Source organism: Kluyvera georgiana ATCC 51603 (genome assembly GCF_001654985.1).
Taxonomy (GTDB): Bacteria; Pseudomonadota; Gammaproteobacteria; order Enterobacterales; family Enterobacteriaceae; genus Kluyvera; species Kluyvera georgiana.
This window is the reverse complement of record NZ_LXEU01000014.1, coordinates 16031-34905: the sequence shown is the minus strand read 5'-3', so window position 1 is coordinate 34905 and position 18875 is coordinate 16031. Positions and strand designations below refer to the sequence as shown.

The 18875-nt window shown below is 56.2% G+C and carries 14 protein-coding genes; 3 read left to right on the top strand and 11 right to left on the bottom strand.

Annotation, left to right across the window (positions count from 1 at the left end; genetic code table 11):
• Positions 1–63 precede the first annotated feature (63 nt).
• A complete protein-coding gene (locus M989_RS02915) occupies positions 64–1437 on the top strand; it encodes a CoA transferase (RefSeq protein WP_064541771.1) in 1374 nt (457 codons plus the stop codon).
• Between the two features lie 33 nt (positions 1438–1470).
• On the opposite strand, the gene aaeB is transcribed toward M989_RS02915, so the two are convergent.
• Genes aaeB through aaeX form a run of 3 tightly spaced genes read right to left on the bottom strand, consistent with a single transcriptional unit; the run spans position 1471 to position 4587 of the window.
• On the bottom strand, positions 1471–3438 hold the full coding sequence (gene aaeB / locus M989_RS02910; RefSeq protein WP_064541768.1) for a p-hydroxybenzoic acid efflux pump subunit AaeB: 1968 nt from the start codon (positions 3436–3438) through the stop codon (positions 1471–1473).
• A gap of 5 nt (positions 3439–3443) precedes the next feature.
• Entirely contained in the window at positions 3444–4376 is a 933-nt protein-coding gene (gene aaeA / locus M989_RS02905; protein WP_064541765.1) for a p-hydroxybenzoic acid efflux pump subunit AaeA, read from the bottom strand.
• Positions 4377–4383: 7 nt separating this feature from the next.
• A complete protein-coding gene (gene aaeX, locus M989_RS02900; protein ID WP_064541762.1) occupies positions 4384–4587 on the bottom strand; it encodes a p-hydroxybenzoic acid efflux pump operon protein AaeX in 204 nt (67 codons plus the stop codon).
• A 129-nt stretch (positions 4588–4716) separates the two neighbouring features.
• Here aaeX and aaeR point away from each other — a divergent pair, with 129 nt between their 5' ends.
• Together aaeR and M989_RS02890 are read left to right on the top strand one after the other, a co-directional pair.
• Complete coding sequence (aaeR, locus tag M989_RS02895) at positions 4717–5643, top strand: HTH-type transcriptional activator AaeR (RefSeq protein WP_064541759.1); 927 nt, start codon at positions 4717–4719, stop codon at positions 5641–5643.
• A gap of 241 nt (positions 5644–5884) precedes the next feature.
• A complete protein-coding gene (locus M989_RS02890; RefSeq protein ID WP_064541756.1) occupies positions 5885–6499 on the top strand; it encodes a YagU family protein in 615 nt (204 codons plus the stop codon).
• Positions 6500–6551: 52 nt separating this feature from the next.
• Here the strand turns inward: M989_RS02890 and tldD are convergent, their stop codons facing one another.
• From tldD to csrD, 8 genes are all read right to left on the bottom strand, one after another.
• Positions 6552–7997: a metalloprotease TldD gene (gene tldD / locus M989_RS02885; RefSeq protein ID WP_064541753.1), complete on the bottom strand. Its 1446-nt coding sequence runs from the start codon at positions 7995–7997 to the stop codon at positions 6552–6554.
• A 106-nt stretch (positions 7998–8103) separates the two neighbouring features.
• Complete coding sequence (yhdP, locus tag M989_RS02880) at positions 8104–11904, bottom strand: AsmA2 domain-containing protein YhdP (RefSeq protein WP_064541750.1); 3801 nt, start codon at positions 11902–11904, stop codon at positions 8104–8106.
• 33 nt (positions 11905–11937) lie between these two features.
• The gene (gene rng, locus M989_RS02875; protein WP_064541745.1) at positions 11938–13407 is read right to left on the bottom strand and encodes a ribonuclease G; all 1470 of its coding nucleotides are present in this window, start codon (positions 13405–13407) and stop codon (positions 11938–11940) included.
• Positions 13397–13990: a Maf family protein gene (locus M989_RS02870; protein ID WP_064541742.1), complete on the bottom strand. Its 594-nt coding sequence runs from the start codon at positions 13988–13990 to the stop codon at positions 13397–13399. The genes rng and M989_RS02870 overlap by 11 nt, the downstream gene beginning before the upstream one ends.
• Positions 13991–13997: 7 nt before the next feature.
• Positions 13998–14486 (bottom strand): rod shape-determining protein MreD, encoded by a 489-nt coding sequence (gene mreD, locus M989_RS02865; protein ID WP_064541739.1) that lies wholly within the window; start codon positions 14484–14486, stop codon positions 13998–14000.
• Positions 14486–15493 carry a rod shape-determining protein MreC gene (gene mreC, locus M989_RS02860; RefSeq protein WP_064541735.1) on the bottom strand — a complete coding sequence of 336 codons (1008 nt, stop codon included), beginning with the start codon at positions 15491–15493 and terminating at the stop codon, positions 14486–14488. The genes mreD and mreC overlap by 1 nt, the downstream gene beginning before the upstream one ends.
• A gap of 69 nt (positions 15494–15562) precedes the next feature.
• On the bottom strand, positions 15563–16606 hold the full coding sequence (mreB, locus tag M989_RS02855; protein WP_000913396.1) for a rod shape-determining protein MreB: 1044 nt from the start codon (positions 16604–16606) through the stop codon (positions 15563–15565).
• 305 nt (positions 16607–16911) lie between these two features.
• The gene (csrD, locus tag M989_RS02850) at positions 16912–18852 is read right to left on the bottom strand and encodes an RNase E specificity factor CsrD (protein WP_064541732.1); all 1941 of its coding nucleotides are present in this window, start codon (positions 18850–18852) and stop codon (positions 16912–16914) included.
• Positions 18853–18875 lie beyond the last annotated feature (23 nt).

Sequence of the window (18875 nt, the reverse complement as noted above, 5' to 3'; positions counted from 1 at the left end):
GCTTTTACGGCAATAGTTGCCAGAATAACGAAAGTCGCATTAATGACGGGGAAGCGTGCTGTGATGAGTGAATATCCTGTTTTCAATAAGCTGCGCCAGGAACTCGGTTTGGCGCATTTCGCTACGAATAAAGTGACGTTAAGCAGCTGTGGGCCAATTTATCCCACGCCGTTTGCCATCGGTGACGCCGCCGCATCAATACTGGCGCTGCAGGGGATTATGCTGGACGTGCTGAGAGGTACCCAGCAGGACATTCACGTCGATGTCCGCTGCGCTGCCGCATCGACTCATGCGGTGACCTTTCAGCAACAGAACGGATATAACTGGCAGTACAACGATCCCGACTATCCCACTACCGATTTCTACCTCACCCAGGACAACCGCTGGATTTTCCTCCATGGCGGCTACCCGCGGCTACGTGACGGTATTCTCGATATCCTCGATGTACCGAATAATCGCGCCAGAGTGGCGCAGGCGGTAGCGAAGTGGGAGGCCGAGGCGCTCGAAGAGACGATCGCCCGCGCCGGGCTGTGCGCGGCAATCGCCCGTAGTCATGATGAATGGCTGGCGCATCCGCAGGGGCAGGCGGTCAGCCGGGAGCCGCTGATCCGCCTTACGCGTCTGACAGACAGCCCCCCCAAACCTCGCCAGTACGGTCACGAGCGGGTTCTTCAGTCGCTGCGGGTGCTGGACTTCACGCATGTGATTGCCGGGCCTACCGCCACGCGCGGGCTGGCGCAGATGGGCGCTGACGTACTGCATATCTCATCTCCCTATCGCCCACGTATTCTGCCGTTTGACGTCGATACCAACCACGGCAAACGCAACGCCTACCTCGAGCTGTCCAGCGCCGATGGGGCAAGGCGAGCGGCGCAGCTGGTGCGTGAGGGTGACGTGTTTGTGCAGAGCTATCGCCCAGGCGCGCTCGCCCGCTATGGTCTCAGCAATGAAGAAATGGCGCACAACAATCCGCACATTATCACCGTGAACCTGAACTGCTACGGTCATCGGGGGCCATGGAAAGATCGCCCTGGGTTTGAACAACTGGCTCAAACGATAACGGGAATGGCGGTGGCACAGGGCGAAGCGGGCCAGCCGCAGTTGGGGCCAACCTATCCCAACGACTATTTGAGCGGCTACCTGGCAACACTTAGTGTGTTGATGGCGCTGGAGCGTCAGCGTCACGAAGGCGGCGCATGGCAGGTGGATGTGTCGCTGTGCCGAACGGCAACGTGGCTACAGGAGCTGGGAAGCCTGGCGGAATGGCGTCACGTACCGCCACCGGATGCTCAAGCCATCGCGGGCGGTATGGCTGTGGAACAGGGGCCATTTGGCGAACTGCGCTACTTCAATAGCGCGCTGTCGTTGGCGCACACGCCGATGCGCTTCTCGCTGCCCGCGATGCCGCTGGGGGCACACGAGGCCGCGTGGTGGTAAAACTTCCCGGGTCTATTCGGCCCGGGAAGTTGACTAATTGATGGTTAAAGCGCTCTGATACTTATGCAGCATCGCCACCAGCCGCTCAACCGGCTGCGTCACCTGCTCAGGCGCTTCCCAGACGCGAAGCTTATCCTGATAAACGCTTAATTCGTCCAGCAACCGCGAGAAGTAGTAATGGCGTTTATCGTCGCTGCTGGCCGAAATCACCTTATCGGCGGTACGGCGCAACTGGCGGTGGAAAGCCGACAGATCGTCATTGACTGGAATCGGTGCGTCGCGCAGGCGCTGGTGCGCAATGATAAGCGTCAGCGCCAGGCGGAACTTAGCGACATCACCGGGAAACTTATTCAACAGTAAAAAGAGCTGCTGATACAGCGCTGGCAGATGGTTCTCTTTGCGCCGCGCCATATTGGTGGTCATCGCCGAAACGGCGGCAAACACAAACTGGTTCAGCAACACACGGCCAGTGCGCAAGCGCGAGTTATCGCGAATCAGCAGAATGACGATCAGCGCCATAAAGCAGCCGACAATCTGCCCCAGCGCGCTGTCGAGAAACTGGCTGAAGTGGAAAGTCATCGGGTTATCCAGCACCAGAATGTTGATGGTACTGGCCAGCGCGCCAAGCGAACCCAGCCGCCGTTTCTGCACCTCAATGCCGATAAAGAAGCACATCACCGCCAGGCTCAGGCACAGCAGGAACATACTTTGCTGGGTGGCGGGCATGATCACCAGGAAATAGAGCGCACCGATCGGCAAAGCGGCGATCGTCCCGTAGAGGAAGTCAATCGCGACCATGCGCGGATTGGGAAGACGCATCGCCAGCGAGGTCACCACGGCGATCATCACCATCGCCCCGCTACCTGAAGTCCAGCCGGTCCATAGCCAGAATAAGATGCCCAACGCGCAGGAAACCGTGGTACGCCAGAAGTTGACCATCGCATGATGACGTTCGGCGGATTCCGGCCTCACCACCACTTCGCTTTGCAGAATTTCTTCTTCGCGGGCGCTGATTTTGGCGTTGCCAACCACACCGCGTCTGAGTAGCAAATAGCGCGTGGCCGCACCGACCCAACTGTAGATGGTGACCGGCGTGTCGTGTTCGCCGGTCCACGCCAGCACGCGACGCATGCGCTTAAGCTGACGATGTACATCCTGCACCGTCTCTACCGGCTTCTCAAATAGCTCGCGGTAGGCGTCTGTCACCAGCTCCGGGCGCGAATTCTGCATGATAAACGTTTCAACGGCCTGGGTAATCATCGTCAGCGAGACGGTATTCAGCGCTTTCAGGCGACGGTTAGCGCGCGTCCAGCGTGATGACTCCATATTCAGGTTGCTACGCATGCCTTCCAGCGCGGTAGCGCGGCGCACCAGCGCAAGCCAGGCACGATCCATTTCATCGCTGTCACCGTGTTTAATGCACAGCTGCATCAGGCGGTATTGATCGATGAGCATCGAATCTAATTCGTTATCGATCTCTTTTTTGATCGAACGCGGAGAGAAGAGCAGATCGGCGACGATCGCGCAGACAATACCGATCACGATCTCGCTGCAGCGCTCTACCGCGAACTGTGGCGTTAACAGCGGTTCGGCCTGAATCGTAATAACGATAATCAGCGCTGTATAGCCGGAAAGCCCCCAGGCGTAGGAGTTCTCGACGCGCACCAGCGACGAGATCCAGGTACAGAAACCGGCCCAAATGCTGCACACCAGCAGCATCAGCAGCGGCGCGCGGATCATGGTGATAATAATCACCAGCGCGGCAATACAGCCGATAAAAGTACCAACAATACGCAGCATCCCACGGTAACGAATCGCCCCCGCGTAGGGTTCACCACCCGCGGCAAAGGCCGGACCGGCGGCTACCAGCGCGGCGGTGAGTACCGCCCAGCGCGGGGTTTCAAGCTGAAAGTGAAAACCGACAAACAGCGCCAGCACCACCGCGCAGGCCAGCTTAATGGCAAAGCGGATGTGCTGGTTGGCAATACTGAAGATGCCCATGGCGATTAACCGAATTCACGCAGGCGCAGCGCCAGTTTCTGGAAGAACGTCATCTGGCTGACATCACGGTCTTTTTCACCGGTGATCACCACCGTAGCGGTCGTACCCGCCGGCCACAGGTTACCCGGTTCGTCATCAAGATGAATACGGACCGGCACGCGCTGGGCCAGGCGTACCCATTCCAGATTGGAATCAACGGTCGCCATCCCTTTACTGTCGACGCTGCTGCTGGCGTTGGTGACGCCCGCCGCCATACTATCAACGGTGCCTTTCAACACGCGGTTACTGCCCAGCGGCGTAATTTCCGCACGGTAGCCCGGACGCACGCGCTCCAGCTTGGTCTCTTCCAGATAGGCCATCACGTAGAAGGAGTGCTGCTTGACCAGCGCCACCGCCGTAGAACCACGGGTGATAAACTCACCGGCATAAACGTTCAGGTTGGTTATCCAGCCGTCTGCTGGCGCGCGAATCACGGTACGCTCAAGGTCAAGACGCGCGAGATCGCGGGTTGCCTGAGCCTTCGCTAACTGGTGCAGAACGGTTTGCAGCACGTTGTTAGACTGGTCGATTTCCTCACGTGACATTGCATTGATGCCCAGCTTGTTACGACGCCCGGCCTCACGGCTTTTCTCTTCAGCCAGCGCCTGGTAGTAGGAGACATCGGCTTCTGCTTCGGCGAGCGCCTTCTGGTAGCGCGGCTGGTCAATCACAAACAGAACCTGATTTTTGCTAACCAGTTGGTTATCCTTTACCTGAACGCCGGTAATCAGCCCCGACACATCGGGGGCGATAGCCACCACGTCCGCGCTAAAGCGCGCGTCTCGCGTCCAGGGGGATTCGGTGTAATAGACCCAGGCGCGGAAAATTGCGATGAACGCCAGGACGACCAGTATCACCGTAATAGCGGTACGGGAGATATTTCTTGTTAGTGTTTTCACATCTACCTCAAACGAACAAACGTGATATCAAATAAAACAGGCAGCAATACAGTGCAGTGTTGAACAACGCGGGATGCCAGACAAAATCATAGATCCCGGTTGGCACCAGCACTCGATGCACCACCCAAAAAATGGCGAGCGATAACAGCAGCTCAAAGAAGATCGGTGGAAAAGAGAGACCGAAAATCACGATGACAGGAAACAGGCTCATGTTGACCTTACCAGACTAGCATGCAGGTGAGATTGAAGATTTAGTTATGCAACTAACAGTATATTAACGTAACTGTTATCGCCTTATCTACATAGTGTGATGCAAATCACTTTTAAGCCAGAGTGAACAATGGAACGATTAAAACGGATGTCGGTGTTTGCCAAAGTTGTCGAGCATGGCTCCTTTACTGCCGCGGCCAGACAGCTACAGATGAGCGTCTCTTCCATCAGCCAGACTGTCTCTAAACTGGAAGATGAGCTCCAGGTCAAACTGCTTAATCGCAGTACGCGAAGCATTGGTCTCACCGAAGCCGGTAAAATCTATTACCAGGGCTGCCGCCGCATGCTGCACGAAGTCCAGGACGTTCACGAACAGCTCTACGCTTTTAATAACACGCCGATTGGAACGCTGCGTATCGGCTGCTCTTCAACTATGGCACAAAATGTTCTCGCACGGATCACCGCCGATATGTTGAAAAAGTATCCCGAGTTAACGGTCAATCTGGTCACCGGCATTCCCGCGCCAGACCTGATTGCCGATGGGCTTGATGTGGTTATCCGCGTCGGATCCTTACAGGATTCGAGCCTCTTTTCACGTCGGTTAGGCGCGATGCCGATGGTGGTGTGCGCCGCGAAAAGCTACCTGCAACAGGCGGGAGTACCGGAAAAACCTGCCGACCTCGCCAATCATTCGTGGCTGGAGTACAGCGTTCGGCCAGATAACGAATTCGAGCTGGTTGCCCCGGAGGGCATTTCCACGCGCCTCATCCCTCAAGGACGTTTTGTCACCAACGATCCGATGACTCTCACCCGCTGGCTTTCGGCAGGAGCAGGGCTGGCCTATGTGCCCCTGATGTGGGTGATCGAGGAGATCAACCGCGGGGAGGTAGAAATTCTCTTCCCGCGTTATCAGTCCGATCCCCGGCCGGTGTATGCCCTGTATACCGAGAAAGACAAGCTGCCGCTAAAAGTGCAAGTCTGTATCAACTATCTGACCGAGTATTTTGTCGAAGTGGCGGACTTATTTCAGGGAATGCGCGGAAGAAGGAAAGAGTAGTGCTGGGATATCACTTTAAACATTAAAAAAGACTATAGATATGCTTTATCTGAATATAGTCTCAACATCGTTATCGCTAATCTAAAATATCCACCTTTGGACTATCAAGATTAGCGAATTGACACTACCGGCGAGCGTCACCTATCTTATTATTCATATCTGAAATTGAGACTATTATATTAGTTACAGATATAAACAATAAGCGTGCAATATTCAGGATTACTTTAGACAAGGGCCATGTATGAATCTATTTGAAATGACGCCGCCTTCACGCCGGCGCTATGGACTCGCCGCTTTCATTGGTTTAATCGCTGGGATTGTCTCGGCCTTCGTTAAATGGGGTGCAGAAGTTCCGCTGCCTCCACGTAGCCCTACTGATTTATTTAGCAGCGCATGCGGGCCGGAACAATTGATCAGAGCGGCCGGTCAAATTGATTGTTCGCGCAATTTCCTGAACCCTCCCTATGTATTTCTACGCGATTGGTTAGGTGTTGCCGATCCTAATGCGGTGGTATACACATTTGCTGGTCATATATTTAACTGGGTTGGCGTCACGCATATTATTTTTTCTATCGTCTTCGCTGTTGGCTATTGCGTAGTCGCGGAAGTCTTCCCCAAAATTAAACTCTGGCAGGGTCTGCTTGCCGGGGCCTTAGCCCAACTTTTCGTCCACATGATCTCATTCCCATTAATGGGATTAACGCCGCCGCTTTTTGAGCTTCCCTGGTACGAGCACGTCTCCGAAATCGTGGGGCACCTGATCTGGTTCTGGTCTATTGAAATCATTCGTCGTGATTTACGTAACCGCATCACTCACGAGCCGGACCCCGAGATCCCGCTGGATCATTTACGCTAAAAAAATGGCGCGACTGCAGGCGTCGCGCCATTCATGCCTATCACCGTTCAGGTCAGGCCGTGCCGCCCACGGTCAGGTTATCCACCTTCAGCGTCGGCTGGCCAACGCCAACCGGCAGGCTCTGGCCTTCTTTACCACAAACGCCGACGCCGTTATCCAGCTTCAGGTCGTTACCGACCATAGACACCTGCTGCATGGTTTCGATACCGGAACCAATCAGCGTGGCCCCTTTCACCGGCTTAGTCACCTTACCGTTTTCAATCAGGTAGGCTTCCGAAGTGGAGAAGACGAACTTCCCGGAGGTAATATCCACCTGGCCACCGCCGAAGTTCGGCGCATACAGACCGTACTCAACGGATTCAATAATTTCCTGCGGCGTAGAGTTGCCTGCCAGCATGTAGGTGTTGGTCATGCGCGGCATCGGCAGATGCGCGTAGGACTCACGACGCCCGTTACCGGTGGGCGCCACGCCCATCAGGCGTGCGTTGAGCTTGTCCTGCATGTAACCTTTCAGGATACCGTTCTCAATCAGGACGTTGTACTGGCCCGGCACGCCTTCATCGTCAATCGCGACGGAACCGCGACGGTCGCCGATCGTGCCGTCATCCACAATCGTACACAGCTCAGACGCCACCAGTTGGCCCATCTGCCCGCTGAAGACCGAAGTACCGCGACGGTTGAAGTCGCCTTCCAGACCGTGGCCTACTGCTTCGTGCAGCAGCACGCCCGGCCAGCCCGCTCCGAGCACAACAGGCAGCGTACCCGCTGGCGCAGCGACCGCAGACAGATTGACCAGCGCCATACGCACGGCTTCTTTCGCCCACGCATCAGCGCGGACTTCGCCATCGAGGTCGGCCAGGAAGTAGTCATAGCCAAAACGACCGCCGCCGCCGCTGGCGCCGCGCTCGCGTTTACCGTCTTGTTCCACCTGCACGCTAACCGACAAACGCACCAGCGGGCGAACATCCGCCGCCAGCGTACCGTCGGTTGCCGCCACCAGAATCAGCTCATACACGCCGGTCAGACTGGCGGTGACTTCCTGCACGCGCGAGTCTGCGGCACGCGCGACGCTGTCAACGCGGCGCAGAATATCCAGCTTCTCTTCGCGCGTCATGCTTTGTAGCGGATCCAGCGAGGTGTACAGCGCCGGGTGTTCAACCGCTCCCAGGGTTTGTACCTTACCATCGCCCGCGTCACGCACGATGGTTCGTGCCGCCTGTGCGCTCTGCTCCAGCGCCAGGAGACTGATCTGATCGGCGTAGGCAAAGCCGGTTTTCTCGCCGCTGACCGCACGGACACCGACGCCCTGGTCGATATTGTAGGAACCGTCTTTAATGATACGGTCTTCTAAAACCCAGGATTCGTGATAGCTGGACTGAAAATAGAGATCGCCATAGTCCAGACGGCGTTCCGTGAGTTGACCAAGAATGGCAAACAGGTCCTGATGATTCAGGCCGTTCGCCGCCAGCAATTGTTCACTTACCAGGTTTAGACTCATTATTTCGCTACTCTTTAATGCCCGCGAGCCTTCAGCATGGCGGGCCTGTATTCTGGGTGTTGGTCGTATGAGATTGAGGCAATTCAAGGCTTGCGTCAAATCACGGCTATTTATTGCTACGCGCCTGGCGCAGCACTTCGTTAATTTGTGGTTTGTCGATCGGGCCGGTGATGCGATAGCGCAAGATCGAGACCTTGTTCCACAAGGGTCCCAGCACCTTGGTAGCGGCAAACACCGCCGCGCCGATAATGGGGTTTACCGCGAAAGCGGTCGCCACGCCGACCGTCGCCGAGATTTCCGGCGCAACAATCGCTTCCATATTCAGCTGTCGGCGCACCAGATCAACTGAACCTTTCATGGCGATATCCGCTTCCAGGCCATCCACCAGCGTATCATCGGTATTCAGGATCCCGTCTTTAATCCACGCGGTACTACGGATAGAGTCAAAGTAGAACCCGTCGCTGAACGTGTCGCTAAAGTCAAAACGTAGCTTACGCAGCAGCGCATCGACGCTCAGCAGGCGCAGCAGTTGCCCCGCATGGCCCGTAGAGATATCAGTAAACTGCCCTTTGCTAACGCGCGATTTGAGAATGCCGTTCAGCGAAGCGACGTCCGGCTGCCATGGTTTATCGCGCCAATGTAAATCGTAGTCTACATCAACGGACGCGTCGCGAATTGGCGTGGAAACGCCGAAGAAGGCCACCGCATCATCAACGTTGTTACCGTGAATTTTGCCCTTCAGCGAGGTCCGCTGACCAGAAGCGGCATTCACCCACACGCCATCGGCGGTCAGGCGGCCAAAACCGGTATCCACCAGCCCATTTGCCAGCGAGAGCGTATCGCCTTTGACGCTGAAATCACCGTCGATTCGCCCGTATTTTTGTCCCCATAGCCAGCACTCAGCACAGCGCAGCTGAAGATCGGGCCAACCGCGAAAATCGATAGCGCTGCCGCTGGCTGTGACGCTCGTGCTTTCAGCACTGGCCGCTTGCGCCAGAGGATTCGCCGAAGGGTTGTAGTAGAGATAGCGGATCGCGGCCTGCCACGGCGAGTTGTTCTTCATCGTCAGACTGGCGTTAACTTCACGGCCCTGCGCTTCCACCCGTGTTCCGTCAGCCGTCGGTTTTGAGACCAGGCTCAGGTTATTCCACTGCTGGCCGGCAAAGGTCAGCGACGGCGTACGTAGCGTAACGCTTTCCGGGAACGAGGCTGCCGAGCTAACGCTATCTGCCGCGCCGTGTTGGAACAGCGCCAGCCACTGCGCACCATCCATTGGCGGTAAATTGAGTTCAATTCCCGGCGTCTGCGGCAGCGGCGGTACCGTGCGGCTGTCCGAGGTCCAGATGGCGCTCTGGAGCGCCAGCTTATTGCCCAGCAGCCAGCGGCTGTTAATGTGGTTACTTTGACCGACGTTGCCGGTCAGGTCGAAACTGCGCAGATTACCGTCGACGTCAATTTTAAGCGGCAGCGCCTGACCCGCCGTTTTGTTGGCTGGCGAAGGTAAGTTACTGCTCACATTCTGCAGATCGCCGGTAATGCCTACCTTGTAGGTGGCGCTGCCGTGATACGGCAGCTCAATCGCCACGTTGCCTTTCCACGGCACGCTGCCCTTCAACGCATCGTTGAGCTGTTTCGGCAGCACGCCCATTTTCGCTGGCTGCCAATCAGCCTGCATATTCACGCCAACCTGATACGCTTTCGCCCCTTCGGCGGTGGTGAAATCGATATTCAGCGGCTGATTAAACCAGGTTGCCGTCAGCGGTTCGCTGGTCAGGTTGCCGTTTTCAAAGCTGAATTTGCCTGTGAGGTTATGCAGCGTGCTGTCCAGCGGCTTGATGAACAGGCTGTTGTTATTCAGCGCCACCTTGCCTTTAGCGGTGACCTGTTCGCCGTCGAGGGGGATATTAAGATGTAAGCGTGCACTCACATCACCGTCAATCTGCAACTCTTCAAGGGCCACCGCCAGCGAATCGTGGAGGGGGGTTTCCTGGAAATACGGACCCACCGCCTTACCCGGGCCGTTGATATCGGCGTCGATCAGCAGCTTCTCTTTTTCGTAGTCTGGAATGGCCGCCTCAAGATTGCTGGCGGTCACGCCGCCGAGCGTCGCTTTGTCCGCCTTCATCCACAGGCCATCGTTAATAAAGTTCAGTTCGATATCAAGATTGGTCAGCGCCGGCCAGTCCGGCTGGAAGGCAAAGGTTGCGTCGTGCAACGGAACGTAGACCTGGAACTGACCTTCGTTGTGCTTATAGGGGAATAGGTGCGGGTTACCGCCGTACACCAACGTCGCGTTTTCCGCCTTCCCGGCCTTAATCGCGCCGCTCAGGTAGTCAACCAGCTTCTTGCCCATCAGGTTTTCCGGGAAGTAGCGCCACGCCTGACCGCCATCATCAGTGCTGATACCGGCGAGAATGCCAAGCCAGGGCTGATCGTCTTTTGGCTGAAGATAGCGGAAGCCGCCCGCGGCACGAACGCCGGTCGCCTGCACGTCGATATTGCGCCCGTCCAGCATCAAGCCCTGGTCGTTGTTCACCCAATTCAGGGTGGCAACACCGTTGGCAATCTCCAGCGGCGCGCGAAACACGTGCTCGTAAGGCATCAGCGCTTTTTGCATGGCGACGTGCAGCGCGCCGTTCTCAACGCTGCCCGAGACGCTACCTGAAACGTGTTCAGCGCCCGGCAGCAGCTTCCACTGCTTCCAGGCGAGGTTGTCCCAGCTGGCGTTAAAGCGTGTTTTGTTGGTTTGCTGGAGCGGAATGTCCATTGCCAGAGCATCAATCATGCCGGTGGGTTGAGCCGTGCGCCAGATATCAGCCACTTCCGGCGAGAGCTTCTCGGCAATGGGCAGCAGACCGTTTAACCCCGCAAGCGACAGGTGGCTGGCGCGGATGCGCAGCTCATCGCTACGCTTAGCGTCTGGTCCGCCGACTTCCTGAGCCGGGATCCACGCCAGCGCCAGCGCGCCGCGCGGCCATGGCGTATTATCAATGGTGATGCGGGTATCGGGAATGCGGAATTCCCAGCCCTCTTTTTCCCGTGAAAGATGCGCGGTGAGGTTATCCACCGAGAGCTGATGCGTTTGCTGGTCGCCCTGCCAGCTGGCGCCGCCCTTCTTCAGCCACACGTCGCCGCTGGCGATTTCGCCTTTATCCAGCGTCGCCCACCCCTCAAGGCTAAAGCGGGCGCTGGTCAGCGCGATATTGTCCTGCATCCAGCGGCCCAGCCACGGCTTAACGTCGATATCATCGGCCTGCAGCCACAGGCGGCCTTTGTTTAGCAGGCCGTTTTCATCACGCAGATCCATGCGCACTTTCATCACCCCGTGCTGCCCGGTCAGGCTGGAAAGGCTCAGCTCGCCTTCGGCACGGTGACGGTTTTTGTCATTCACCCACGTCAGCTGCGGCACCGCCAGTTCGGCACGCTGGCCGGAGAGGGTCAGGAAGCTGAGATGGCTATCGCGTAAGGTGAAGTGATCGAACTGACGCAGGAAGAGATCGCCGATACGATCGCCCTTCAGGCCATCGCCGCTATCGTTTTTCTGCAGCGGCGTGTTGGTGTGAATTTGCAGCTGCCAGAAGGTCAGCTCGCGGAACTGCCAACGCATGTGCAGCAGACTTTGCCAAACGTCCAGCGCCATGGAGGCGCGTTTGATAGAGAGTTCGCCGCCGTCATTCAGACCAGCTTTGATATCGCGAACGTCAAGCGTCGGGCCAAAATTCTGCCAGCTGGCCTGGATTTGCGAAGCGGAGACCGGCAGCCCGGTCGCCGTTTCAATTTTGCTCAGCAGTGCCGGACGCCATTTATCCAGATGCGGCAAAGCCAGACGCAGGCCGCTCACCAGCAGCGCGACAACGACAACCAGTGTGGCAACGGTGAGCAGTAAAATCCCCGGCAATCGCCTCACGCATCTCTCCTTGGGTCGCAGCAGGCTGCGTTATTACATCATGACCACATCAAACTGCTCCGGGTTATAGAGCGGTTCAATCTGTACTTTGACCTGCTTACCCACAAAGATCTCCACTTCCGCCAGCGCATGGGACTCTTCGCCCTTCAGCGTTTCGGCTACCGAAGGAGAAGCATAGACCAGGAAGCGATCGGAGTCGTAGGCGTGATGCACGCGAACGATTTCACGCATGATTTCATAGCATACCGTTTCAACGGTTTTTACCGTGCCGCGACCATGGCAGGTTGGGCACTCGGTGCACAGCACGTGTTCAACGCTCTCACGCGTACGTTTACGGGTCATCTCCACCAGTCCCAGCGGCGAGAAGCCGTTCACGCTGGTTTTGACCCTGTCTTTACTCAGCGCCTGCTCCAACGAGTGCAGCACACGGCGGCGGTGATCTTCATTATTCATATCGATAAAGTCGATGATGATAATGCCGCCGAGATTCCGCAAACGCAGCTGACGGGCAATCGCCTGAGTGGCTTCAATGTTGGTGTTGAAAATGGTGTCATCAAGATTACGGTGGCCGACAAAAGCCCCGGTATTGATGTCCACGGTAGTCATCGCTTCGGTCTGGTCGATAACCAGATAGCCGCCTGACTTAAGTTCAACTTTACGCTCCAGCGCGCGCTGGATTTCATTCTCAACGTCGAAGAGATCGAAGATAGGCTGGCGACCGCTATAGTGCTCAAGCTTACTGGTCATTTCAGGCATATATTCAGCCGTGAATTCCATTAACGCTTCGTAGGTTAAACGGGAATCCACGCGAATTTTATCGAGCTGCGCGTCAGCAAAGTCACGAAGCACACGCTGCGCCAGCGCCAGCTCGCCGTACATCTGGTAGCGGGTCTGTGGGCGTTTTTTACGCTCCATCACTTTGGTCCATACGCGCTTGAGGTAGGCGGCATCAGAGGCTAAATCCTCTTCGCACACCCCTTCAGCGGCGGTACGGATGATAAAGCCGCCCTGCTCATCGCAGTAATCGGCCACCACCTTCTTTAAGCGGTCGCGTTCGGCTTCGCTTTCAATACGCTGAGAGACGCCGACGTGAGAAGCGCCGGGCATAAAGACCAGATAGCGGGACGGTAAGGTGATATCGGTGGTCAGACGCGCGCCTTTGGTACCCAGCGGATCTTTCACCACCTGTACCATCAGATCCTGACCCTGACGTACCAGTTCAGAGATATCGCGGACGGTGAACTGTTTTTGTTCTTCACCGGCCACACATTCGGTATGCGGCATGATATCGGAAGCGTGCAGAAACGCCGCCTTATCCAGACCAATATCTACAAAAGCCGCCTGCATACCCGGCAAGACCCGACTGACACGACCTTTGTAGATATTGCCTACTATTCCGCGTCGCGCTTCACGCTCAATATGAATTTCCTGCAAAATGCCGCCATCGATGTACGCCACCCGCGTCTCCGATGGCGTCACGTTCACTAATAGTTCAGCCGTCATGTTTATCCCTTTTTTCACGTAGCGAGTTAAAGTTACTCAGCAACTCATACGTTTCCACCAGCGGTAAGCCGACTACGGCGTGATAGCTGCCATTTATCTTCCTGACAAAACAGCCACCCAACCCTTGAATACCGTATGCACCTGCTTTATCTAAAGGTTCTCCGCTCGCAACATACGCTGCGATATCGTCATCAGAGAGCATCCGGAAGGTCACCTCAGTGACCACCAGACAGTCGAGCGTTTGCTGGCTGTCGGCCAGCGCAACGGCGGTCATCACCTGATGGGTATTTCCCGAAAGCTTACGCAACATCGCTGCCGCATGGGCTTCATCGCGCGGTTTCTCCAGCACTTCACCGTTGAGGATAACAATGGTATCCGCCCCCAAAACCGGGAGATCCTCGCGGGCTAAGGCAACGCCCGCCTGCGCTTTCTCGCGCGCCAGTCGCGCCACATAGTGCGGCGCATCCTCATGAGGACGGCGCACTTCTTCAATACCCGGGACCACTTTCTCAAAGGTTACACCTAACTGAGTGAGCAGTTCCTGACGACGCGGGGAACCAGAAGCAAGATAGAGAGATACCATAACGACCTTATTGAACGGCAAATTGCTGGCGAACTTTACGCATCAGAAGAAATATCCACGGCCAGAGCACGCCGTTTACTACACTACTCCAGAACACTTCAGGTCGGAAAGAGACGTTGATCACTAAAAACTCTGCCCAGAAAACAATAATATCCGTGGCGAGCGAGAGCAACATAACCACCAGCGCCTGCTGCCAGAGCGCCAGGTTACGGAACAGTTGATACTTCAGCGCCACCAGATACGCCACAATGCTCAACGACAGCGCGCGCACGCCAAGCGTTGAACCACTGATCAGATCCAGTATGGCACCCATCACGAATCCCGTGCCAACATTCACCCGATGCGGCAGCGCCAGCGACCAGTACAGCAGAATGAGCAGCACCCAGTTCGGCCGGAAAACCGTGAGGTCGTCCGGCCAGGGCATAACCTGTAGCAACAGTGCGATAAGAAACGAGAGCCAGATGACCCATCGTCCCTGGCTGCGGTAACTTGCCACTATTGCCCTCCTGCGGAGGATGGCGGTGGCGGCGTAACCGCAGGCGGAGTAGCAATTCCGGTTGCCGGTGCAGGCAACTGTGGCCCCATCGCATCAGGCGACGGCAGCACTTGAGGCATCATCTGCATCAGACGTTCGTTGGCCACGCGATGCACCTCTTCCGGGGTCATCGGGTTAGTGCCGTTACGATCGGCACCCCACAGCAGCAGCAGATAGCGCAGACGCTGAAGGCCCGCGGTTGGGCGAGCCTGAATCACGGTATATGCACGCTGGGTGTCCAGCTTAACCGAAGACACAACGCCCACCGGATAACCTTCCGGGAAACGCCCGCCCAGGCCAGATGTCACCAGCACGTCGCCCACACGAATGTCGGTGTTGGCAGGCAGATGCTCCAGTTGGAGATCGTCGGTGCAGCCGTTACCGGCGGCAATCACGCGGATATCGTTACGCAGCACCTGAATAGGCAGCGCGTGGGTGGCATCGCAAATCAGCAGCACGCGGCTGGTGAGTTTGGCGACGGCCACAACCTGACCCACAACGCCTTTGTCGCTGATCACCGGCTGGCCTTCGTAAACACCGTTCACGCTGCCTTTGTCGATAACCACCTGGTCGCTGTAGGGATCGTTTACCGTTGAGATCACCTGCGTCACCATTTTCTGTTCGTCCTGGCGCAGCGGTGAACCTAACAGCTCACGTAAACGGGCATTTTCTTGTTTGTACTGACCCAGCATCAGCAGGTCGCTGTTTTTCAGCAGCAGCTCCTGGCGTAATGCACGGTTTTCAAGCTCGAGCTGGTCGCGTGAAGCCAGCGTTTGCGAGACGCTATCGAGCAGTTCACGGGGACCATTAGAAACAAAGTAGAAAGGACTGACGGCAGTATCCATGTACGTTCGGATTTGACTGAACATACCCAGGCGGCTGTCGGCGATAATGACACCCAGCGCCACCAGCACCGCCAGAATAAGGCGAATCTGCAGCGACGGGCCACGGCTAAAAATGGGCTTCATAGGCTATGCGTATTCTCGTGTCAGTGAAATTGAGGGTAGCCTTTCTGGCTACCCTGAACCTCATGCTGACTACTCTTCGCTAAACAAGTCGCCGCCGTGCATGTCGATCATTTCCAGCGCCTTGCCGCCGCCACGCGCTACGCAGGTCAGCGGATCTTCAGCAACGACAACTGGAATACCGGTTTCTTCCATTAACAGGCGGTCGAGGTTGCGCAGCAGCGCGCCACCACCGGTCAGAACCATACCGCGCTCGGAGATGTCGGAAGCCAGTTCTGGCGGGCACTGTTCCAGTGCAACCATCACTGCGCTCACGATGCCGGTCAGCGGCTCCTGCAGCGCTTCGAGAATTTCGTTGGAATTCAGCGTGAAGCCACGCGGAACGCCTTCTGCCAGGTTACGGCCACGCACTTCGATCTCACGCACTTCGTCACCCGGATAAGCGGAGCCAATTTCGTGCTTGATACGTTCTGCGGTTGCTTCACCGATCAGAGAGCCGTAGTTACGGCGAACGTAGTTGATGATAGCTTCGTCGAAGCGGTCACCACCGATACGTACAGAAGAGGAGTAAACCACGCCGTTCAGGGAGATAACGGCCACTTCAGTGGTACCACCACCGATATCAACCACCATGGAGCCAGTGGCTTCAGAAACAGGCAGGCCGGCACCAATTGCGGCAGCCATCGGCTCTTCAATCAGGAACACTTCACGGGCGCCTGCGCCCTGAGCGGATTCACGGATCGCACGACGTTCAACCTGCGTTGCGCCAACCGGTACACAGACCAGTACGCGCGGGCTTGGGCGCATAAAGCTGTTGCTGTGAACCTGTTTGATGAAGTGCTGGAGCATTTTTTCGGTCACGAAGAAGTCAGCGATAACGCCGTCTTTCATCGGACGAATAGCCGCGATGTTGCCCGGCGTACGGCCCAGCATCTGTTTTGCGTCATGACCCACGGCGGCCACGCTTTTCGGTGAACCGGCACGATCCTGACGAATGGCGACCACGGAAGGCTCATTCAATACGATGCCTTGTCCTTTTACGTAAATCAGGGTATTCGCGGTACCCAGGTCAATGGACAGGTCATTGGAAAACATGCCACGAAATTTTTTCAACATACTAAGGGATAATCCTGAAAGCTGGGGCGGAAAAATAAAATCCGCTTACTTTACCAACCACACGCAGCAGCGACAAGGCGCAAAAATCATCTGCAACGGTGAAAATTAGTGCAGTTCGTTACCTTTGTTACAAATCCAACCTGACTCCTTCAGTGCAGGGAGACTCACTGCCGCTCCATCCTGGATTTGTACCTGTCAAAGGTCGTCACATGCGTGATGCGTCGTTTCCCCCGGCGAGCAGACATGCACACTCCCGGAAAAAACCGCGCGCGTTATTCTACGTGATAAACACGTTAAACAGCAGGTCAAACCGAATATCTTTGCGAATATTTTTTCACATTTGCGTCAAGTGGCTGGGAAGAGGCAAAAAAATCCCCCTGACCGCCGAAAACTCCGCATTCTGTCAGCGCCTGCCATTCACTGCGGCTGCGTACACCGGCGGCAAATACCTGGATTGATGTTCCTTTACAGGCCTCTACCAGGCTTTGTACCAGCAGCTGGTTCTGGCTACGCTTTTCAATGTCACGCACCAGCACCGGATCGATCTTAATCAGTTCAATCTCAAGCTGCTTAATCCAACTGGTGCTGACAAGGGCTAAACCCGCCTGCGTAACCGCGACCCGAACGCCTAACGCATGAATTAAACGCACGACGGGCTGGAGACGCGTCATATGTTGACAGACATCTACCTCTGCAAGTTCAAAAATAATCCGTCGACGATGCGATTTTTCGCACTGCATCAGTACGTCACGCAGCCAGCGCTGAAAACGCGGGCGGATCAATGACTCTACGGTGACCTGAATCGCCAGGTTTTCCTGCGGCCAAAATCCGAGGAAAGGAAGCAGACGGGTAATCTGCTGGCGGTCGTACTCTTCGCCCAGACCAAACTCCAGCACCATTGGCAGATACTCGGCGGCAATCACCTCTTCTTTGCCATCGAAGATCCGACATATAAGCTCGCGGTGGTGCACGGTGCCATCGAGGGTGACGGCGGGCTTTTGATACAAACGCGGGCCGCCGCGACTGAGCATTTGCTCAATAAGGGTACGCCAGCGCACGTTGCCACGCCCTTTCTCCGGTAGTGAATCATCATAAATGGCCCAGCTATTGCTGCCCTGCAATACGGCATTACGTACCGCCGCTTCGGCGTGCTCCATCACCTGCTCGGTGGTTTGCCCGCTGCGCCAGGCACAAATGCCAATATGCATCATGTCATCGCGATCGAGAATTTTAGCCAGCGGCAGACCGTCGATAGCTTTTAATAGCTGTCCGGCAATGCTGTCGGCCTCTTTCAGCGTACGATGCGGCAGTAGAACGGTAAAGTCGCTGCGGCGGTAGCGCGCCAGCAGCGCACCGGGATAGCGCATAATAAAGGTAGAGAGCAGGTTAATCAGCGTGAAGACGTGCTCCTCTGCCGCCGCGCGGCCCCAGTTGTCGCGCAGGAAGTCAAAGTCCGGCAGGCGGATCATCATAACGATGCCGTGTGCGCCGACGTTCTCCTGATCGTCAAGCAGCGTCGCCAGCTGGCTATCGAAGAACTGACGGTTGCTCAGGCCGGTTTTTGAATCCTGCGCGGCGTAAGAGCGAATCAGCGTATCCAGCCGGCTGCGCTGTTCGCCGGCAAACTGAATCTCCGACAGCAGCGTATCCAGCGCCGAACTGGTTCGCGCTGGCCATTCGTGGATAGTCCCCTTCGCTTTCGCCCCGCGCTCGCCGTTAAGAATTCGCGTAGCGCGCATCTCCAGCAACTCTTCCCCCGCCAGTTGTCGTCGCAGCCAGCGCACGGCAACAAAGACCACCAGCACCATAAAGGCAATTGTGATGGTCAAAGGCGCGGTGGTCATCAGCGAGCGGAAATAGTTGGCCATCGGATCCTGATACACCAGGTGAATCTTCATACCGGGATGCTTGAGCGACGCCACCGTTATTTCGCGATACTGATAGTGGCTCCCCATCGGCAGATAACTACTGTTGCGGGTATGGTGGAACAGTGATTTGTCGTTCAGGGTAAAGTCGATACGCACGATGTCGAGCGGCACCATGATTTCATCGAGCTGGTAGTCGAGCGTTTCAAACGAGCTGTTGACCAGTCGATTATCCAGCACGGTCGCGACGGCCTGCACGCGAGTGGCTATCTTATACTGTATGCCGTTATAGAAACTCAGTGAGGAGCCAATTAACGTCACAAAGATGGTAAGCCCGGTTAAGAGCGTAAAAAAGGCTGAGAACTTCGTCGTTAATCGCATCCCTGAGTTAACTCCGTGGGTTA